This window comes from Massilia polaris, from assembly GCF_012927275.1.
Lineage (GTDB): Bacteria > Pseudomonadota > Gammaproteobacteria > Burkholderiales > Burkholderiaceae_D > Telluria_A > Telluria_A polaris.
This window is the reverse complement of record NZ_JABBGG010000004.1, coordinates 38,155-55,606: the sequence shown is the minus strand read 5'-3', so window position 1 is coordinate 55,606 and position 17,452 is coordinate 38,155. Positions and strand designations below refer to the sequence as shown.

20 protein-coding genes are annotated in these 17,452 nt (G+C 64.1%); 4 read left to right on the top strand and 16 right to left on the bottom strand.

All coding sequences use genetic code 11. From position 1 onward, the window contains the following. The first annotated feature begins 14 nt into the window (after positions 1 to 14). From gmhB to HHL21_RS08245, 3 genes are read left to right on the top strand one after another with little or no spacing between them, the layout of a single operon-like run. Positions 15 to 578 carry a D-glycero-beta-D-manno-heptose 1,7-bisphosphate 7-phosphatase gene (gmhB, locus tag HHL21_RS08255; protein WP_169464783.1) on the top strand — a complete coding sequence of 188 codons (564 nt, stop codon included), beginning with the start codon at positions 15 to 17 and terminating at the stop codon, positions 576 to 578. 24 nt (positions 579 to 602) lie between these two features. After that, on the top strand, positions 603 to 1,343 hold the full coding sequence (locus HHL21_RS08250; RefSeq protein WP_169464782.1) for a lysophospholipid acyltransferase family protein: 741 nt from the start codon (positions 603 to 605) through the stop codon (positions 1,341 to 1,343). A 44-nt stretch (positions 1,344 to 1,387) separates the two neighbouring features. Further along, a complete protein-coding gene (locus HHL21_RS08245) occupies positions 1,388 to 2,290 on the top strand; it encodes a M48 family metallopeptidase (RefSeq protein WP_169464781.1) in 903 nt (300 codons plus the stop codon). On the opposite strand, the gene HHL21_RS08240 is transcribed toward HHL21_RS08245, so the two are convergent. The 10 genes from HHL21_RS08240 to rfbB form a co-directional block, all read right to left on the bottom strand. Then, on the bottom strand, positions 2,287 to 2,856 hold the full coding sequence (locus HHL21_RS08240; protein ID WP_229496221.1) for a YcxB family protein: 570 nt from the start codon (positions 2,854 to 2,856) through the stop codon (positions 2,287 to 2,289). The genes HHL21_RS08245 and HHL21_RS08240 overlap by 4 nt on opposite strands. Before the next feature lie 43 nt (positions 2,857 to 2,899). Then, positions 2,900 to 4,168 carry a lipid IV(A) 3-deoxy-D-manno-octulosonic acid transferase gene (waaA, locus tag HHL21_RS08235; protein WP_169464780.1) on the bottom strand — a complete coding sequence of 423 codons (1,269 nt, stop codon included), beginning with the start codon at positions 4,166 to 4,168 and terminating at the stop codon, positions 2,900 to 2,902. Further along, positions 4,165 to 5,145, bottom strand: a complete 981-nt coding sequence (waaC, locus tag HHL21_RS08230) for a lipopolysaccharide heptosyltransferase I (RefSeq protein WP_169465147.1) — start codon at positions 5,143 to 5,145, stop codon at positions 4,165 to 4,167. The genes waaA and waaC overlap by 4 nt, the downstream gene beginning before the upstream one ends. A gap of 13 nt (positions 5,146 to 5,158) precedes the next feature. Continuing rightward, positions 5,159 to 6,541 (bottom strand): phosphomannomutase/phosphoglucomutase, encoded by a 1,383-nt coding sequence (locus HHL21_RS08225; protein WP_169464779.1) that lies wholly within the window; start codon positions 6,539 to 6,541, stop codon positions 5,159 to 5,161. Between the two features lie 189 nt (positions 6,542 to 6,730). Continuing rightward, a complete protein-coding gene (locus tag HHL21_RS08220; protein WP_169465146.1) occupies positions 6,731 to 7,042 on the bottom strand; it encodes an H-NS histone family protein in 312 nt (103 codons plus the stop codon). 79 nt (positions 7,043 to 7,121) lie between these two features. After that, positions 7,122 to 8,216, bottom strand: coding sequence for an MraY family glycosyltransferase (locus tag HHL21_RS08215; protein ID WP_169464778.1), 1,095 nt, complete (start codon positions 8,214 to 8,216; stop codon positions 7,122 to 7,124). 248 nt (positions 8,217 to 8,464) lie between these two features. Continuing rightward, entirely contained in the window at positions 8,465 to 9,319 is an 855-nt protein-coding gene (gene rfbD / locus HHL21_RS08210; RefSeq protein WP_169464777.1) for a dTDP-4-dehydrorhamnose reductase, read from the bottom strand. Beyond that, positions 9,316 to 9,861 carry a dTDP-4-dehydrorhamnose 3,5-epimerase gene (gene rfbC / locus HHL21_RS08205; protein ID WP_169464776.1) on the bottom strand — a complete coding sequence of 182 codons (546 nt, stop codon included), beginning with the start codon at positions 9,859 to 9,861 and terminating at the stop codon, positions 9,316 to 9,318. The genes rfbD and rfbC overlap by 4 nt, the downstream gene beginning before the upstream one ends. Further along, a complete protein-coding gene (rfbA, locus tag HHL21_RS08200; RefSeq protein WP_169464775.1) occupies positions 9,858 to 10,742 on the bottom strand; it encodes a glucose-1-phosphate thymidylyltransferase RfbA in 885 nt (294 codons plus the stop codon). The genes rfbC and rfbA overlap by 4 nt, the downstream gene beginning before the upstream one ends. After that, on the bottom strand, positions 10,742 to 11,809 hold the full coding sequence (gene rfbB / locus HHL21_RS08195; protein ID WP_169464774.1) for a dTDP-glucose 4,6-dehydratase: 1,068 nt from the start codon (positions 11,807 to 11,809) through the stop codon (positions 10,742 to 10,744). Before rfbB ends, rfbA begins: the two co-directional genes overlap by 1 nt. Positions 11,810 to 11,922: 113 nt before the next feature. Between rfbB and HHL21_RS08190 the strand changes: the two genes are divergently transcribed. After that, complete coding sequence (locus HHL21_RS08190; RefSeq protein WP_169464773.1) at positions 11,923 to 12,774, top strand: symmetrical bis(5'-nucleosyl)-tetraphosphatase; 852 nt, start codon at positions 11,923 to 11,925, stop codon at positions 12,772 to 12,774. Here the strand turns inward: HHL21_RS08190 and HHL21_RS08185 are convergent, their stop codons facing one another. The 6 genes from HHL21_RS08185 to HHL21_RS08160 are packed head-to-tail and all read right to left on the bottom strand — an operon-like array spanning position 12,775 to position 17,379. Beyond that, positions 12,775 to 13,503, bottom strand: coding sequence for a lysophospholipid acyltransferase family protein (locus HHL21_RS08185; RefSeq protein ID WP_169464772.1), 729 nt, complete (start codon positions 13,501 to 13,503; stop codon positions 12,775 to 12,777). A 51-nt stretch (positions 13,504 to 13,554) separates the two neighbouring features. Then, positions 13,555 to 14,868: a dihydroorotase gene (locus HHL21_RS08180; protein WP_169464771.1), complete on the bottom strand. Its 1,314-nt coding sequence runs from the start codon at positions 14,866 to 14,868 to the stop codon at positions 13,555 to 13,557. Further along, positions 14,865 to 15,830, bottom strand: a complete 966-nt coding sequence (locus HHL21_RS08175; RefSeq protein WP_169464770.1) for an aspartate carbamoyltransferase catalytic subunit — start codon at positions 15,828 to 15,830, stop codon at positions 14,865 to 14,867. The genes HHL21_RS08180 and HHL21_RS08175 overlap by 4 nt, the downstream gene beginning before the upstream one ends. Further along, positions 15,823 to 16,344 (bottom strand): bifunctional pyr operon transcriptional regulator/uracil phosphoribosyltransferase PyrR, encoded by a 522-nt coding sequence (gene pyrR / locus HHL21_RS08170; protein WP_169464769.1) that lies wholly within the window; start codon positions 16,342 to 16,344, stop codon positions 15,823 to 15,825. Before pyrR ends, HHL21_RS08175 begins: the two co-directional genes overlap by 8 nt. Next, on the bottom strand, positions 16,325 to 16,723 hold the full coding sequence (gene ruvX / locus HHL21_RS08165; protein WP_169464768.1) for a Holliday junction resolvase RuvX: 399 nt from the start codon (positions 16,721 to 16,723) through the stop codon (positions 16,325 to 16,327). The genes pyrR and ruvX overlap by 20 nt, the downstream gene beginning before the upstream one ends. Continuing rightward, entirely contained in the window at positions 16,723 to 17,379 is a 657-nt protein-coding gene (locus HHL21_RS08160) for a YqgE/AlgH family protein (RefSeq protein WP_169465145.1), read from the bottom strand. Before HHL21_RS08160 ends, ruvX begins: the two co-directional genes overlap by 1 nt. Positions 17,380 to 17,452: the final 73 nt, after the last annotated feature.

Genomic DNA, 17,452 nt, shown 5'->3' with positions numbered 1-17,452 from the left:
TTGGAGCCGCAGTCATGAAGATGATCATCCTCGACCGCGACGGCGTCATCAACCATGACTCGCCCGAATTCATCAAGTCGCCGGCCGAGTGGATTCCGATCCCCGGCTCGCTCGAAGCGATCGCCCGCCTGAACCAGGCCGGCTATCGCGTCGTGATCGCGTCGAACCAGTCGGGCATTGCGCGCGAACTGTTCGACATGTCGATCCTCAATGCCATCCACCACAAGCTGCACACCAGCGCCCAGCAGGTCGGCGCCGACATCGATGCGATCTTCTTCTGCCCGCACGCGGCGATCGACAACTGCGACTGCCGCAAGCCGAAGGCCGGCATGTTCGAGGAGATCTCGAAGCGCTTCAAGGTCGGCCTGAAAGGCGTGCCGACCGTCGGCGACTCGCTGCGCGACCTGCAGGCCGGCTTCGTCAGCGGCTGCGTGCCCTACCTGGTCCTGACCGGCAAGGGCCAGAAGACGCTGGAGACGGGCGGACTGCCTCCTGGCACCCAGGCCTTCCCCGACCTGGCCAGCATGGTCGACGCGCTGCTCAAGGACGCCAACGCGCCTGCCGCCAGCGCTGCATAACATCACAATCATCCCGGAGACATCTTGCGTAACTTCACCCTGTTCCTGCGTTCCCTGTTGTTCACCGTCGTGCTGGTGCTGGCCACCGTGATATGGGTGTGGGTTTGCATGCTGGCCGCGCCCCTGCCATACAACAAACGCTTCTGGGTGACCTCGCGCTGGAACGTCTTCGTCATCTGGTGCGCCAAGGTCATTTGCGGCATCCACTACCAGTTCAAGGGCTACGACAACCTGCCGGACGCGCCGGCCATCGTGCTGTCGAAGCACCAGTCGGCATGGGAGACGATCTTCCTGCTCCCGAGCCTGACGCGCCCCCTCGTCTACGTCTTCAAAAAAGAGATCTTGTATATCCCGTTCTTCGGCTGGGGCATGGCGCTGCTGCGCATGATCCCGATCGACCGCAGCCAGGGGAAATACGCATTCAAGCATGTTGTAGCCCAGGGCAAACGCAGGCTGGTGGATGGCCAATGGATTATCATGTTCCCCGAGGGGACACGGATACCGGTCGGCCAGAAGGGCAAGTACAAAAGCGGAGGCACTCGCCTTGCCATCGAAACCAATACGGTCGTCGTGCCGATCGCGCATAATTCTGGCGAGTGCTGGCCGAAGAACTCATTCCTGAAACGGCCCGGTATCATCACCGTATCGATCGGAAAACCAATATCCCCGGATGGCCACACGGCCGACAGCATGATGGAAGAGGTGGAAAATTGGATAGAATCAGAAATGCGCGTCATTTCACCCCACGTCTACAACGCTGGCTAAGCGAAATGGGCGCCCTGATCCGCGCATCCACACCGCAGCAGAACATGACGTCACCAAAGATCAACGGGCACCAACTCGAATTATTTGCGCAGGACTTTTTCGCGGCGCTCGAACCGGCCGCGAAAAGCCCTTCTCCTGCTCCGCAACCACTGTTCAAGGCGCCGCCGGTTCCGCCGCGGCCCGCCATTCCAACGCCGCCACGCTCGCCAGACGCACCGCCGCTGCGCCGCATCCAGCTGGGTGCGCACTCGCTCGAATTCGAACTGCGCCGCTCGACGCGCCGCTCGATCGGCTTCATGATCGACGATAACGGCCTGCGCGTCACCGCGCCGCGCCGCATCACGCTGGCCGAAATCGACACCGCCATCCGCGCCAAGCAGCGCTGGATCCTGAACAAGCTGCACGAACGGGGCGAACGCCGCGCCACCCGCGAAGAACGTCCGCCGGTGCGCTGGATCGACGGCGCCCTGCTGCCATTCCTGGGCGCCGACATCACCCTGCGCATCGAGGACGCGGCGCGCAGCCATTGCGTGTTCGATGGCGAGGCGCGCACACTCCGCCTGGGCGTGGTGCCCGGCCTGTCGGAATGGCAGCTGCAGGAGCGCGTGAAAATCTGGTACCAGGGCGAGGCCAAACGGCTGTTCGCCGAGCGCCTCGACGTGTATGCCGAAAAGCTGGGCGTGCGCTACGCCTCGATGGCATTGTCGTCAGCCGGCACCCGCTGGGGTTCGTGCACGGTGGGCGGGGACATCCGCCTGAACTGGCGCCTGGTGCACTTCTCGCTGCCGCTGATCGATTACGTGGTGGCGCACGAACTGGCGCACCTGCTGGAAATGAACCACAGCCCGCGCTTCTGGGCGCAGGTGGGTTCGGTGTATCCGGATTACGACGGCGCTCGCGCGGCCTTGCGCCAGCGCTCGCAGGAATTGCCCGTATTGTTCGATTAAGCCGGAACGCCTGTCAGGTCGTTCCCCGCCTGCGCGGCGATCTTGAGCGTCTCGGTGTAGCGCTCCATCCCGGACCGCTCGGCGTCGCCGAGGCAGCGGTAAGGAATCGGCAAGGTGCCGCGCTTGAGCACCATCAGGTAGCCGCGCCGGTAGCGCCGGATGCGGATCACGTCATCCCACGCGATCAGGGTCACGCCGCGCGAGCAGCTGCGCACGATGCCGTGGTCGTCGACGGTGAATTCATAGACCAGCTTGCCGCGCCCCGCGGCCGCGAAATGCAGCGCCGCCGACCCGGTGGTCTTGAGCAGCATCAGGTAGGTGCGCAAGGCCCCAAGGCGGCGGCGGCGAATCAGGTAGCCGCCATGCTCCCACATGAAGCCCGAGTACTCCGACAGGGAATACTGCACCGTGAACACCATCGGTGCTCCGGCCGGATCGTCATGCATGACCGGTATGCGCGCCTCAGGACGGCGAGCCGGCGCAACCGCAACATGGATGGCGCTGCGCGGCCCGGACGTTGCAAGCGGCTCGGCGCCGGCCACTTTCGATTGCTTATACCCTGACATGAACTTCCCCTGCTCTTTTTATGGGGGATATGGTAACAAAATGTTAGTGAATTAATGGCCTCAACAGTTCAAGCGTGCGCAGGGTCGCCCCCTTGTGCGCCCCTGCGAAGGCCGCGGCGCGTTGTCCCATCGTGGCGCGCGCGCCACGGTCCGCCAGCAAGCGGGCTCCCTGTTCCAGCATCGCGCCCGCATCCGCCACCCGCAAGGCGCCGCCGGCGGCGATTGCCTCCTCGGTCGCCTGCGCAAAATTGAAGGTGTGCTGGCCGACGATGACGGGGCGCGCCAGCGCGCATGCCTCGATCAGGTTCTGCCCGCCCAGCGGCAGCAGGCTGCCGCCGATGAAGGCGCAATCGCAGGCCTCGTAATAAGCGAACATCTCTCCCATCGAGTCGCCCAGCAGCACGTCGGCGTCCACCTGCGCGTCGCCAAGCTGCGAACGGCGCTGCAGCGACAAACCCTTTGCCGCGACCAGTCCGGCAACTTCGTCGAAGCGCTGGGGATGGCGCGGCACGATCGCCAGCAGCATGCCGTCGGGACGCGACGCCATGCCTTGCCACGCGTCGAGGATCAGGGCTTCCTCGCCCTCGCGCGTGCTCGCGCACAGCAGCACGGGACGGCATTTGACGCGCCCGCGCAGCCAGGCGCCGGTGTCGAGCGCCGCCTGCGGCACCACCACGTCGAATTTGATGCTGCCGGTGACATCCACCTTCGGCGAGCCGAGCGCCCGCACGCGGCCAGCGTCGGCCTCGGTCTGCGCCGCCACCAGGGTGATGCCGCGCGCCGCCTGCATCATCAGCGCGCCGAAGCGCTGGCCGCGCCGCAGCGAACGTTCCGACAAGCGGGCGTTGACCAGCGCGACCGGCACGTCGAGCCGCTGGCAGGCCGCGATCATGTTGGGCCACACCTCGGTCTCCATCAGGATGCAGATGCGCGGCGTGAAAAAACGCAGGAAGCGCCGCGCCAGCCATTCGATATCGTAGGGAAGATAGCTTTGCACCAGCCGCGCGCCATGCTTTGCGTACAGCGCCTTGCCGGCCGCGCGGCCGGTTGGCGTCATGTGGGTCAGGACGATGCGGCTGTCGGGATAGGCCTGCATCAGCGCGTCGATCAGCGGTTCGGCCGCACGCGTTTCGCCGACCGATACCGCGTGCACCCAGAGCGTATGCCAGCCGGCGCCGCGCCTTCCATAGAATCCGAGGCGCTCGCCGAGGTGCTGGCGGTAGCCGGGCTCGCGCAGGCTGCGCCACCACAGCCGCCCGAGCACGAACGGCAGCGCCAGCAGCCACAGCGCCGAATACGCGCCGCGCGTCAAGGCTGGCCCTTCAGCCGCCCCACTGCGGCCAGTACCTCGGGCACCGATGGCGGCGCACCTTTGTCGCCCAGGTTGACAATGCGCGGCGACCAGTTGCCCTCGGTCTTCCACTTCGGCGAGTCGCAGTACAGTTCGATGGTCGGGCGCACGAAGGCGGCGGCGATATGCGTCAGGCCGGTATCGACGCCGATCGCCAGGCCCGCGTTGCGCGCCAGTGCGATCGCCTCGTCCATCGACAGCTTCGGCAGCACCACCGCATTCGGTGCGCCACCGGCAATCGCCTCGGCCTCGCGTTTTTCATTGGGCGAGCCCCATGCCAGCAGCACCGGCATTGGCGCCAGCGCGTTGGCGGTGTCGATCCAGTTCGCGGCAGGCCACTTCTTGGCGTCGCGCGCTGTGCCATGGAAGAACACGGCGTAATCCTCGGCAGGCATCCATTGCGGGCGCTTGGCCGTGCTGGGGCCCGGCAGCCCGAAGTCGGGTTCCACGTCGACCGGATAGCCGAGCGCCGCGCCGGCGACCAGGCGTCCGCGCGCTACCGCGTGGGTGCGCGGGTCGAGCGGGATGCTTTTGCTGTGGAAGATGCGCGAAATGCCTTCGTAGCCCGATCCTTCGCTGCCGTTGGCGAGGCCGACCTTCTGGCCGCCACGGTTGACCCGCGCAGCGCCCATGATGATGCCGGTCTTGAGCAGGCCCTGGGTGTCGAAGACGTAGTCGTAGCGCTGCTCGCGCAGGGTGGCGAAGAACGCCTTGAGCTCGGCGCGCGTGGCCTTGTCGCCAAGGCTCTTGCGCCAGCGCCGCAGCGCGAACGGGATAATCTTGCGCACGTGCGGGTTCAGGCGCACCAGGCTGACATAGCCCTCCTCCACCACCCAGTCGATGTTCGCGTCAGGGTGATGGCGCAGGATGTCGGCCACCATCGGCAAGTTATGCAGGACGTCGCCCAGCGACGAGACCCGCACCAGCAGTATGTTCAACGCCACGCTGCGCTCAGAACGGCAGTTGGGCGTCGGGCTTGGCGGCCACGATCACGCGGCGGAACTCGGCCTGGATGCGGCGCAGCGCTTGCGGCGACTCCGCCTCGAAGCGCATGACCACCACCGGCGTCGTGTTGGACGAACGCGCCAGGCCGAAGCCGTCGGCGTATTCGACGCGCAGGCCGTCGATCGTGATGATGCGCTCGGCGCCGTCAAAGGTCGCGCCGGTGCGCAGCTTTTCGATCAGCGCGACGTTCTCGCCTTCCTGCAGGTGCAGGTGCAGTTCCGGCGTGCTGTCCGACTGCGGCAGCGCGTTCATCAGCGCCGACGGATCGGCCACGCGGGTCAGCAGCTCGAGCAGGCGCGCGCCCGAATACAGGCCGTCGTCGAAGCCGTACCAGCGGTCCTTGAAGAAGATATGGCCGCTCATCTCGCCGCCCAGCGGCGCGCCGGTTTCGCGCAGCTTGGCCTTGACCAGCGAATGGCCGGTCTTCCACATCAGCGGACGGCCGCCATGCTGTTCGATCCACGGCGCCAGGTGGCGCGTGCATTTGACGTCGTACAGGATCTCGGCGCCGGGATTGCGCGACAGGACGTCGGCCGCGAACAGCATCATCTGGCGGTCCGGATAAATGATCTGGCCGTCCTTGGTGACCACGCCGAGGCGGTCGCCGTCGCCGTCGAAGGCCAGGCCGATCTCGGCGTCGGTCTCCCGCAGCACGCGGATCAGGTCCTGCAGGTTTTCAGGGTGGGCCGGATCGGGATGGTGGTTCGGGAAGGTGCCGTCCACTTCGCAGAACATCTCGATCACGTCGCAGCCCATGCCGCGATACAGGTCGCCGGCAAAGGCGCCGGCAACGCCGTTGCCGCAGTCGACCGCGATCTTCATCGGCCGCGAAATTTTCACGTCCTCCAGGATGCGTTCGATGTAGGCGGTGCGGATATCGTGGGTGCTGTAGCTGCCCGCCGCAGCGGCCGCCGGGCCGTCGCCGGCGGCGATGCTGTCGTACAGCGCCTGGATGGTGTCGCCGTGGATCGCTTCGCCGGCCAGCACCATCTTGAAGCCGTTGTAGTCGGGCGGGTTGTGGCTGCCGGTGACCATGATGCCGGAGGCCGCATTCAACACATTGGTGCCGAAGTAGACCATCGGCGTGGCGACCATGCCCAGGTCGATCACGTCGACGCCGGCATGCTGCAGGCCTGCCGCGAGGGCCGCCGACAGCTCCGGGCCCGACAGGCGGCCATCGCGGCCGATAACGACCTTGCGCTCGCCCTTGGCCAGCGCCGCCTTGCCGAAGGCGACACCGATCTTGTGCGCGATGCCGGCGTCGAGGGTGCTGCCGATCACGCCGCGGATGTCGTAGGCCTTGAAGATCGTCTTGGACAGAGAAACCATGTTTGTTTTTACCTTTGAATTGAACGCGGCGCGCGGACCCTGCGCTACCCGGCGCAATCGCGGGTGCTGGCTACAAGGGAAAGCGTCGGAAGCGAAGGGAATTGGATTGAATAGAACACAGCATATTGTAGCGGCAAGCGGGGCGCTTGGGAAATGCGCCCGCGGATCGTGCCGCTACTTCGGGATTGCTTAAACGCGCAGCTTGTCGAGCGACTTCCCGCCTTCAACCCATTCCTTGACCCATTTCGGCTGGCGGCCGCGGCCGGTCCACTGCTGGGCCGAATTATCCGGGTGGCGATAACGTACCGCGACGCTGCCGGTTTTACCACCGCGCGCGCCCGTGCCGATCAGGTCTTTCAAAGGCACGCCGACACTTTGCGCGATAGCCATGATTTGTTCGCGCGCCTTGGCTACTTCCTGGTGCTCGCGCTTTTTCATTTCCAGCTTGATTTTATCCTGCAGGTTGCGCAAATCACCAACCGACATATTTGACAGATCCATCATGGTTCCTTAGTTGTGGTTTGAACGAATAAGTGAAATATCACCAATTGTCGCAATATACTACAATTCGGGACGAATGCTAGTCCTTCTTGTTCATTATGAGCCACCGTGGCGACTTGAATCGAACGATACGCGCATACAGCCAAATGTAACTGATTACGAACAATAAACAGAAACAAATAAGAATACCGGTATTTCGCCAGAAAACGGTCGCAGGTATTACCGCCATCAGCGAAAAAGTCCACAGGTAGGGCGACGTCAGCGAGTTACGCCTCATCAGGGCGCGCGCCTCTTTCCGCCCCACCGCCCATTGCACGATGCGCCTGAAAATCAGGCTGTGCAGGTGTATTCCGTCAGGCATCGCAGGCGACTTTCCGCGCACAAACATGCGGCGATAGACGGAGAATAAGGTTTCAAAGGCCGGGTAAATCAGCAGCAAAGCGGCATACCAGGTCGACACCTGGGGGTTGCGCATCACCAGCAGCAAGGCCAGCTCGCCCAGCATGAATCCGATGAAATACGCGCCGCCGTCGCCGAGGAAAATCAGCCCCACCGGATAATTCCAGATCAGGAAGCCCGCAGTCGCGCCGGCGACCATCAGCGCAGCCACCAGCACAAACACATCGCCCACCTGGAACGCCACATAGGCGAGCGAAATCAGCATGCAAATGGTGACCACGCTGGCCAGCCCGTTGAAGCCGTCGATGATATTGACCGCATTCGCAATCCCGGCCACCGCAAGCAGCGTGAAGGGCAAGGCGAGCCAGATATAGTCGAACGCCAGCGAGCCGAATGGCAAGTCGATGCGCGCGAGCTTTGCATCGAGCAGGAAGTAGCCGAGCATCGCCGCCACCATCGTCAATAGCAGCCGGCGCGAGGCGCTGACATTACCGGTATAGTCTTCGACAATCCCGGCGACAAAGGCGACCGACGAACATAACAGCAGGCTCAGCAGCCATTCCGACATTTCCGGCACCCGCCAGATAGAAATGGCGGCGCTGGTCAGCACCGCGAGAAAGATAGGCAGGCCGCCGATTCGCGCTACCGCATGCGAATGGACCTTTTGAACACCGAGGAAATCGGTGTCGAGTGCACGCCCGTGCAGCTTCACCTGCTTAATCACCAGCAGGGTCAGGAGCGCCGAGGCGACGAAACTCACGAGGAATGAAAACATTATCGATTTTATTATTCTATAGGATCTGGCTCCAGGCAAGCTCGCGCCCTGCCCGGTTAGTAAATAGCGACTGCCCGCGAAAACCCCGTAATTGTACCGGATCGGCAAGCACCGCCTTGACGGTTTGGCAAACTCTTTTATTGAACAACAAGCAATTTCTTTTCAATAAAGCACCGAGATTGTGCGTGCTGCATGAGATATATCCGAGGATATTTACATTTCGAAATAATGAACTTCCCCGGGCTCACTTATTTCAGGCATAAGGCAAGCGCATCGCGCCAGTGCGGCAAGCTGCACAGCGCCTGTAAACGCGCGCAATCAAGCACCGAGTTTTCGGGACGGCGCGCTGGCAAGGGATAGTCGGCGCTGGTGATCGGCACGACATGACATGCCAATTGCCGCTGCTCGATAATCGCTTCGGTAAATCCGCACCAGGTCGTTTGGCCGCCGCTTCCCAGGTGATACAGCCCGCCATGCTGTTTCCACCAGCTGTCGCCGCCCTCTTGTGCGCGCGCAAGCAACACAGCGGTCGCATCGGCCACTGTACGGCTCCAGGTGGGCGCCCCGTGCTGGTCGCAGACGATGCGCAGCGCGTCGCGTTGTTGCGCCAGGCGCAGCATGGTCAACAAAAAATTCTTTCCGTGCATCCCGTACACCCAGCTGGTGCGCAGGATCAGGTGGTCGATGCCGGCGGCGGCCACCGCCTGCTCGCCCTCCAGCTTGGTCTGTCCATACACATTGATGGGATTGGGCACATCGGTTTCGACGTAGGCGCCCGCCTTGCGGCCGTCGAACACATAATCGGTCGAGTAGTGCACCATCGCCGCGCCCAGCTTGCGCGCCTCCAGCGCCATGACTTCCGGCGCCTCGGCATTGATCCGCCGCGCCAGTGCCGGCTCGGACTCAGCCTTGTCGACTGCCGTATACGCGGCCGCATTCACGATCAGGCCCGGTCTGACCGAGCGGATCACGTCGCGCACCTGGTCGAGGTCGGACAGGTCGATGCGCGCGCGGCCGACCGCCGTGACCTGGCCCAGCCCCTGCAAGCTGCGTTCCAGCTCATATCCGACCTGCCCGCCGGCGCCGGTCAACAATATCTTCATGGGAACACTTCGGCGTCGGCCAGCAGCTTGCCATGGCTGTCCTTACCCGACAGCATCGGTTCGCCGGCCATCGGCCAGTCGATCGCCAGCGCCGGGTCGTTCCACAGGATCGACCGCTCATGCTCCGGCGACCAGTAATCGGTGGTCTTGTACAGGCATTCGGCGGACTCGCTGGTGACCACGAAGCCGTGGGCGAAACCGGGCGGCACCCATAACTGGCGGCGGTTGTCGGCCGACAGCTCGACGCCGATCCAGCGGCCGAAGAATGGCGATGAAGCGCGGATGTCCACCACCACATCGAAAATCGCCCCGGATGTCACCCGTACCAGCTTGCCCTGCGGATGGCGGACCTGGTAATGCAGGCCGCGCAAAACGTTCTTTGCCGAGCGCGAGTGGTTATCCTGGACAAAATTAACCGACAGGCCTGTCATTTGCGAGAACTGGCGCGCGTTGTAGCTCTCATAGAAAAAGCCGCGATCGTCGCCGAACAAGGTCGGCTCGAATACCAGGACTTCGGGAATCGAGGTAGGTGTTACTTTCATCTGAAGACCTTATCGTTGAGCACGCGCAGCAGGTATTGGCCGTAGCCGTTCTTCTTCAACGGATCGGCCAGCCGTTCCAGCGCCTGCGCATCGATATAACCCTTGCGGTAGGCGATCTCTTCGGGCACCGCGATCTTCAGCCCCTGCCGTTTTTCTATCGTGGCGATAAATTGCGACGCCTCCAGCAGCGATTCATGGGTGCCGGTATCGAGCCATGCCAGGCCGCGCCCCATGACTTCGACGGACAGCTGGTCCGCGTCGAGGTAAGCTTGATTCACATCGGTGATTTCCAGCTCGCCGCGCGCCGATGGCCTGATACAAGTGGCGATATCGCACACCTGGTTGTCGTAAAAATACAGCCCGGTGACCGCGTAATTCGACTTCGGCTGCTGCGGCTTTTCTTCGATGGAAACGGCGCACTGCGCGTCATCGAATTCGACCACGCCATAACGCTCCGGATCGAGCACGTGATAGGCGAACACGGTGGCGCCGTCACGGCGCTCATGGGCGATATTCAGCTTCTGGTCGAGTCCGTGGCCATAGTAGATATTGTCGCCAAGGATAAGCGCCGACGGGTCGCCGCCGATGAAATCGCGCCCGATGATAAACGCCTGGGCCAGCCCTTCCGGCGCCGGCTGGACCGCATAACTGATGCTGATTCCCCATTGCGAACCATCGCCCAGCAACGCGTGGAAACGCGGCGTGTCCTGCGGCGTCGAGATAATCAAGATGTCGCGTATCCCGGCCAGCATCAGCGTGGTCAGCGGGTAGTAGATCATCGGCTTGTCGTAGACCGGCAGCAGTTGCTTCGATACGCTCAATGTCACCGGATACAGGCGTGTGCCGGAGCCGCCGGCCAGGATAATCCCTTTGCGTGACATCAATTGCCCTCCCGGTTTGCGTAGTTTTGTTCGACCCACGAAAGGTAAGCGCCCGACTGCACGTCAGCCACCCAATCCTGGTGATCCAGATACCATTGCACGGTTTTGCGTATGCCGGTCTCGAATGTCTCAATCGGTTTCCACCCGAGTTCGCGTTCGATTTTGCTGGCATCGACAGCATAGCGGCGGTCGTGGCCCGGCCGGTCCGGCACAAAGGTGATCTGTTTGGCATAACTGCCGCCTGCCTTCGGAGCAACCTGGTCGAGGATATCGCACAGCGCGCGCACCACATCGATATTCTTCATTTCATTCCAGCCGCCGACGTTATACACCTGGCCCGGACGGCCCGCTTCCAGCGCGCGCCGGACCGCGGCACAGTGGTCGCTTACATACAGCCAGTCGCGGATCTGGCCGCCGTCGCCGTAAATCGGCAGTGGCTTGCCGGCGAGTGCATTCGCCATCACCAGCGGAATCAGTTTTTCCGGGAACTGCCAGGGACCGTAATTGTTCGAACAATTGGTGGTGACCGTCGGCAGGCCGTACGTATGGAAATAGGCACGGACCAGATGGTCGGACGCTGCTTTCGACGCTGAATAAGGGCTGTTTGGCGCATAAGCCGTCGTTTCGGTAAATGGCGCATCGTTATCGCCAAGCGTTCCATATACCTCGTCGGTGGAAATATGCACGAAGCGAAAGCCGCTCTCTTCCTCGCCCGTCAGGCCGTTCCAGTAGGCGCGCGCGGCTTCAAGCAAAGCGAAGGTGCCGTTGACATTCGTGGCGATGAATTCGGCCGGGCCGTGGATGGAGCGGTCGACATGGCTTTCCGCGGCAAAATGCACGATCGCGCGCGGCCGGTGCTGTTCCAGCAGCGCCAGCAGCGCGCCGCCATCGCAGATATCGCCGCGCACGAAGCGGTGGCGCTGGTCGCCGCGCAGCGACGCGAGGTTGTCGAGGTTGCCCGCATAGGTCAGCTTGTCGACATTGACGATGCCTTCGTCCGACTGCGCGAGCCAGTCGAGGACGAAATTCGACCCGATGAAACCGGCGCCGCCGGTAACGAATATCATGAAGTGTCCCGCCTGGGTTATTGATCCGAAGGCATAATTCTATGCGAAACTTGCGCTCTTCTTAGTAATTTCATTATGTCCGCCAGCGCGGACCGGCCAATGGGCAAACAGGAATGAACACTTACGCCATCGGCGATTTGCAGGGATGCGCCCACGAGGCGCAGCTGCTGCTTGATCAGATCCACGCAGATGCGCAGGGCGACGCCAGCATCCTCTTCGTCGGCGACCTGATCAACCGCGGCCCGGACTCGCTGGGCGCGCTGCGCCGCGTGCGCGCGCTGCAGGAGGCCAGCGGCGGCCGAGTCGAAGCCCTGCTCGGCAACCATGACCTGCACCTGCTGGCGGTGGCCGCGGGCGCGCAGGCCGTGTCGCCATCGGACACGCTCGACGCCATCCTGGCCGCCCCGGACCGCGACGAGCTGATGGCCTGGCTGCGCCAGCGCCCGCTGGCGATGATGTCCGGCCGCTGCCTGCTGGTGCACGCCGGCGTGCTGCCGCAATGGACCGCCGAAAACGTGATGGCGCTGGCCGCGGAGGTGCAAACCGTCCTGCGCGGCGACGGCTGGATCGATTTCCTCGGGCAGATGTACGGCAACGAGCCGGATCGCTGGGACGAATCGCTGACCGGCATCGCGCGGCTGCGCTGCATCGTCAACGCGCTGACCCGCATGCGCCTGTGCACGCCAGACGGCGCGATGGACTTCAAGCAGAAGGAAAGCGCCGGCGCGCCGGCCGGATCGGGACTGCTGCCGTGGTTCGACCTGGCCGGCCGCAAGACCAGCGACGTGACGGTGGTGTTCGGTCACTGGTCGGCGCTCGGCCTGCTGATGCGCGACGACGTGATTGGACTGGACAGCGGCTGCGTCTGGGGCGGCAAGCTGACCGCGGTGTGCCTGGACGACCGCCGCCTGCTGCAGGTCAGCTGCCCTGAATACAAGCCGCACAGCGGCAAGAAGAAGAAGTAATCAGGCGAGCGCGCCGCTGATCGCGTCGTGCGCCTGTTCCGCCAGCTCGCGCCGGTGCGCGCCGGCCGCGTCGATTGGCGGCAGGCGAACCAGCTCGGCGCGGATCGCGCCTGACGCCAGGATCGCCATCACGCTCCGGGCGAAGGTCATGTCGCCGACGAAGTCGACCGCCGGGTGCAGCGCGCCGGTCGCGTCGAGATACCTGAGCGCATACGGCTGCACCTGCACCTTCGCATCCACCGCCGCCTCGAACAGGTTGGCGTGGAACGGCAGCACGGTGCCCTGCGGCGCCGTGGTCCCTTCGGGGAAGAACGCCACGCGCGCGCCCATCCGCAGTGCGGCGACGATCCCCTTGAACACGTGGCGCAGGTCGCGCCGGCTGCCGCGCGCGATGAACACCGTGCCGGCCTGTTCGGCCAGCCAGCCGAGCACCGGCCATTCCCGGATCTCCTGCTTGGCGACGAAGCGGCATGGATGGACCGAATTGATGACGAAGATGTCGAGCCAGGACACGTGGTTGGCGACGATCAGCGCGTGATGCAGTGCCGGCGCGCCCGAAGGCGCGGCGACGGTGACGTTGCAGATCGCCAGCAGGCGGCGCGACCAGTTCTGGATGCGCGCGTAGCGGCGGCCAGCTCCGACCCAGGGGAAGACGATGGCGCAGGTCGCCAGCCCTTCCAGCAGGTGCAGCAGGATGCAGGCGAGACGGCAGGTAAGACGAAGATTCAAACAGCACCGATACAGAGAGCGCCGTCGTTCCCGCGCAAGCGGGAATGACGGCTAGGTGAGCCGGCGTTCGTAAGCGATGTGGCCCGCGACGATCGTGGTGCGCACCTGTCCGGTCAGCTCGTAGCCGACGAACGGGGTGTGCTTGCCCTGGCTGGCCAGCGCTGACGCTTCGACCTTCCAGCGCGCACCTGGGTCGAACACCACGACATCAGCGACCACGCCCGGCGCCAGGCTGCCGGCGTTCAAGCCGGCCACGCGCGCCGCATCGGTAGTGATACGCGCAATCGCACGCGACAGGGCAGACGGCGAACCAGCTTCCGCATGCTGGCCGGCGGCATATTCGTCGGCCCACTTCAGCGCCAGCGACAGCAGCAGTTCAAGGCCGGTAGCGCCAGGCGACGCTTCCGCGAACGGCAGCAGCTTTTCATCGTCGTCCACCGGCGTATGGTCGGAGCACATCGCATCGACGGTGCCATCGAACAGGCCGGCGCGAATCGCATCGCGGTCGCGCTGGCTGCGGAACGGCGGCGCCACGCGCGCCTTCGAATCGAAGAAGCCGATATCGGCATCGGTCATATGCACATGGTGTGCGCCGACGTCGCAGGTGACCGGCAGGCCTTCCTTTTTGGCGGCGCGCACCAGCTCCAGCCCTGCGGCCGACGACATGCGGCACAGGTGGACGCGCGCGCCGGTCGAACGCACCAGCTCGAAAATGGTGTGCAGCGCGATCGTCTCCGACATCACCGGCACGCCCGACAGGCCGAGGCGCGACGCCAGCGGCCCGCTATGGGCGATGCCGCCGCGGCCGATGTGCGCGTCCTGCGGGCGCAGCCAGACGGTGTACTCGAAGGTTTTCGCGTACTGCATCGCGCGCAGCATCACGGTGGTGTCCTCGATCGGATGCTCGGCCTGCGCGAAGCCGATGCAGCCGGCTTCGGTCAGTTCGGCCATCTCGGTCAGCGCCTTGCCTTCCAGGCCCATCGTCAGCGCGCCCAGCGGGTACACGTGCGCCTGGTTCAGGTTACGCGCGCGGTACTTGAGCATCTCGACCAGGCCCGGCTCGTCCAGCACCGGGTCGGTGTCGGGCGGGCACACCAGGCTGGTCACGCCGCCCTGCACTGCCGCCTGCATTTCGGATTCCAGCGTCGCCTTGTATTCGTAGCCCGGCTCGCGCAGGCGCGCGGACAGGTCGACCAGGCCGGGAGCGACCACCAGGCCGGTTGCGTCGATGACCCGGTCGGCTGCGAAGCCTGCCGGTGCCGTGCCGGTCGCGGCGACAACAAAGCCGTCGATGAACAAATCGCTTACCGCGTCGATGCCGTTGGCCGGGTCGATCAACCGGCCATTCTTGATATGTAGTTTCATCCGTGTGTGCCTGCCAAAATACTCATTACCGCCATCCGTACCGCGATCCCGAAAGTCACCTGCGGCAGGATCACTGCCTGCGGACCGTCCGCCACCGCCGAATCGATCTCGACCCCGCGGTTCATCGGACCCGGGTGCATCACGATCGCGTCCGGCCTGGCCAGCGCCAGCCGCTCCGGCGTCAGGCCGTAGCTCTTGAAGTACTCCTGCGCCGACGGCAGCAGCGCGCCGGCCATGCGCTCGTTCTGAAGACGCAGCATGATGATGACGTCGACGTCCTTCAGGCCTTCCTCCATGCTGGTGAAGACGCGCACGCCCATCTGGTCAAGCCCGCCCGGCAGCAGCGTGTACGGGCCGATCGCACGCACTTCCGGCACGCCCAGCGTGGTCAGTGCGTGGATATCGGAACGCGCCACCCGGCTGTGCAGGATGTCGCCGACGATCGCTACGCGCAGGTTGGTGAAGTCCTTCTTGTAGTGGCGGATCGTGTACATGTCGAGCAGGCCCTGGGTCGGGTGCGCATGGCGCCCGTCGCCGGCGTTGACCACGTGGACGTGGCCCTGCCTGGTGTCGTTCAGGTGCTTGGCGATCAGGTACGGCGCGCCCGACTGCGAGTGGCGCACCACGAACATGTCGGCGCTCATCGCGGCCAGGTTGTCGATCGTGTCGAGCAGCGACTCGCCCTTGCTGGCCGAGGATGCCTGGATGTTCAGGTTGATCACGTCGGCCGACAGGCGCTTCGAGGCGATCTCGAAGGTGGTGCGGGTGCGCGTCGAGTTTTCGAAGAACAGGTTGAACACGCTCTTGCCGCGCATGAGCGGGACCTTCTTCACTTCGCGGTCCGAGATGCCGACAAAGCTCGATGCGGTGTCGAGGATGTGGTTGACGATGGACTTGGGCAGTCCTTCGATCGTCAGCAGGTGCTGGAGTTCGCCGTTCTTGTTCAGTTGCGGGTTAAGCATTGTCGTCTTCAATGGTCAGGGTAAGTTTGCCGTCTTGGCCGCGCGCCAGCGCCAGCGACTGCTGCGCGGCTAGCGTCACGCGGCTGGCGACGAAGTCCGCCGCCACCGGCAGTTCGCGTCCGCCGCGGTCGGCCAGCGCCGCCAGCGCGATGCGCGCCGGGCGGCCGTAGTCGAACAGCACGTTGATCGCGGCGCGCGTGGTGCGGCCGGTGTACAGCACGTCGTCGACCAGCAGGATGGTCGCGCTGTCGACGGAGAAGCCGATCTGGGTCGGCTTGACGTCCGGGTGCAGGCCCATCCTGGCGTAGTCGTCACGGTAGAACGAGACGTCGATGAAGCCGAGGCGCTCGCGCAGGCCAAGGTCGTCGGCCAGCCGTTCGGCCAGCCATGCGCCGCCCGAGTGGATGCCGACGATGGCCAGGCTGGGCAGGCCGGGCAATGCGGCGCGCACCTGTTGCAGCAGCGCGCGGTACAGCGCTTCCGCGTCGAACTGTTCAGTTGTTGTGGTTGGCATGATCGTCAAAGTATTGTTGCAAAATGATGGAGGCGGCTTTCGCGTCGATGATCTCGCCGCGCCTGGACGCGATCACGGCCGACGAGTAGCGCTCGTCGACCAGCTCGACCGGCAGGTTGAAGCGGCCATGCAATTGGTTGGCGAAGCGGCGGCAACGCAGGGTCATCTCGTGCTCGGCGCCGTCGGGATGGCGCGGCTCGCCGACGACCAGGCGGGCCGGGCGCCACTCGGAAATCAAAGCGCCGATCTGCTGGAAGCGGGCGGCGTTGTCGATGGCCTTGACGACGGCGAGCGGCTGCGCCTGCCCCGTCAGGGTATTGCCCATCGCCATCCCAATCCGCTTGATGCCGAAGTCGAATCCAAAAACGAGCTCAACCATTACGCATGGCCGGCCTCGGAGGCGAGCATCATTGGGTCGATGCCCAGCAGCCTGATGGCGGCGGTGTAGCGCTGCTCGATCGGCAGGTCGAACATGACCTTGGCGTCGGCGCCGACGGTGAGCCAGCCGTTGCGGCTGATCTCGTCCTCCAGCTGTCCAGGGCTCCAGCCGGCGTAGCCGATCGACACCAGCAGGCGTTGCGGGCCGTCGCCGGCGGCAACAGCTTCCAGGACGTCGATGGACGTGGTGAAAGCGACGTCTTCGGTAACGGCCAGCGACGACGAATAGCGCGCCCCCGGCGTATGCAGCACGAAGCCGCGGTCGTCCTGGACCGGGCCGCCGAACATGATCGGCTCGCTGGCCATCTGCGACTGCACGCTGTCGGCCACCTTCAGGTCGATGCGTTCGAACAGCACATCCATCGTCATCTCGGTCGGCTTGTTGATGACCACGCCCAGCACGCCTTTGTCGTTGTGTTCGCAAACGTACACCACCGCGCCGCCAAAGATGGGATCCTGCATCGAGGGCATGGCAATCAGAAAATGATTTGCAAGGTCGAGCGTCGATAGCGCCATGGCGGTCAGTTCCTCGTCGCCGGACGGATGCTGCGCAAGCCCGGGGATGGGCAGAGATTTGCCGACTTTGCTCTTCTTCATACGCATCACTCTCTCCAGGCTCGATCTCTGGTGTTTATTGCAACAAACGAACTACAACCATGCTCTTTTCGAT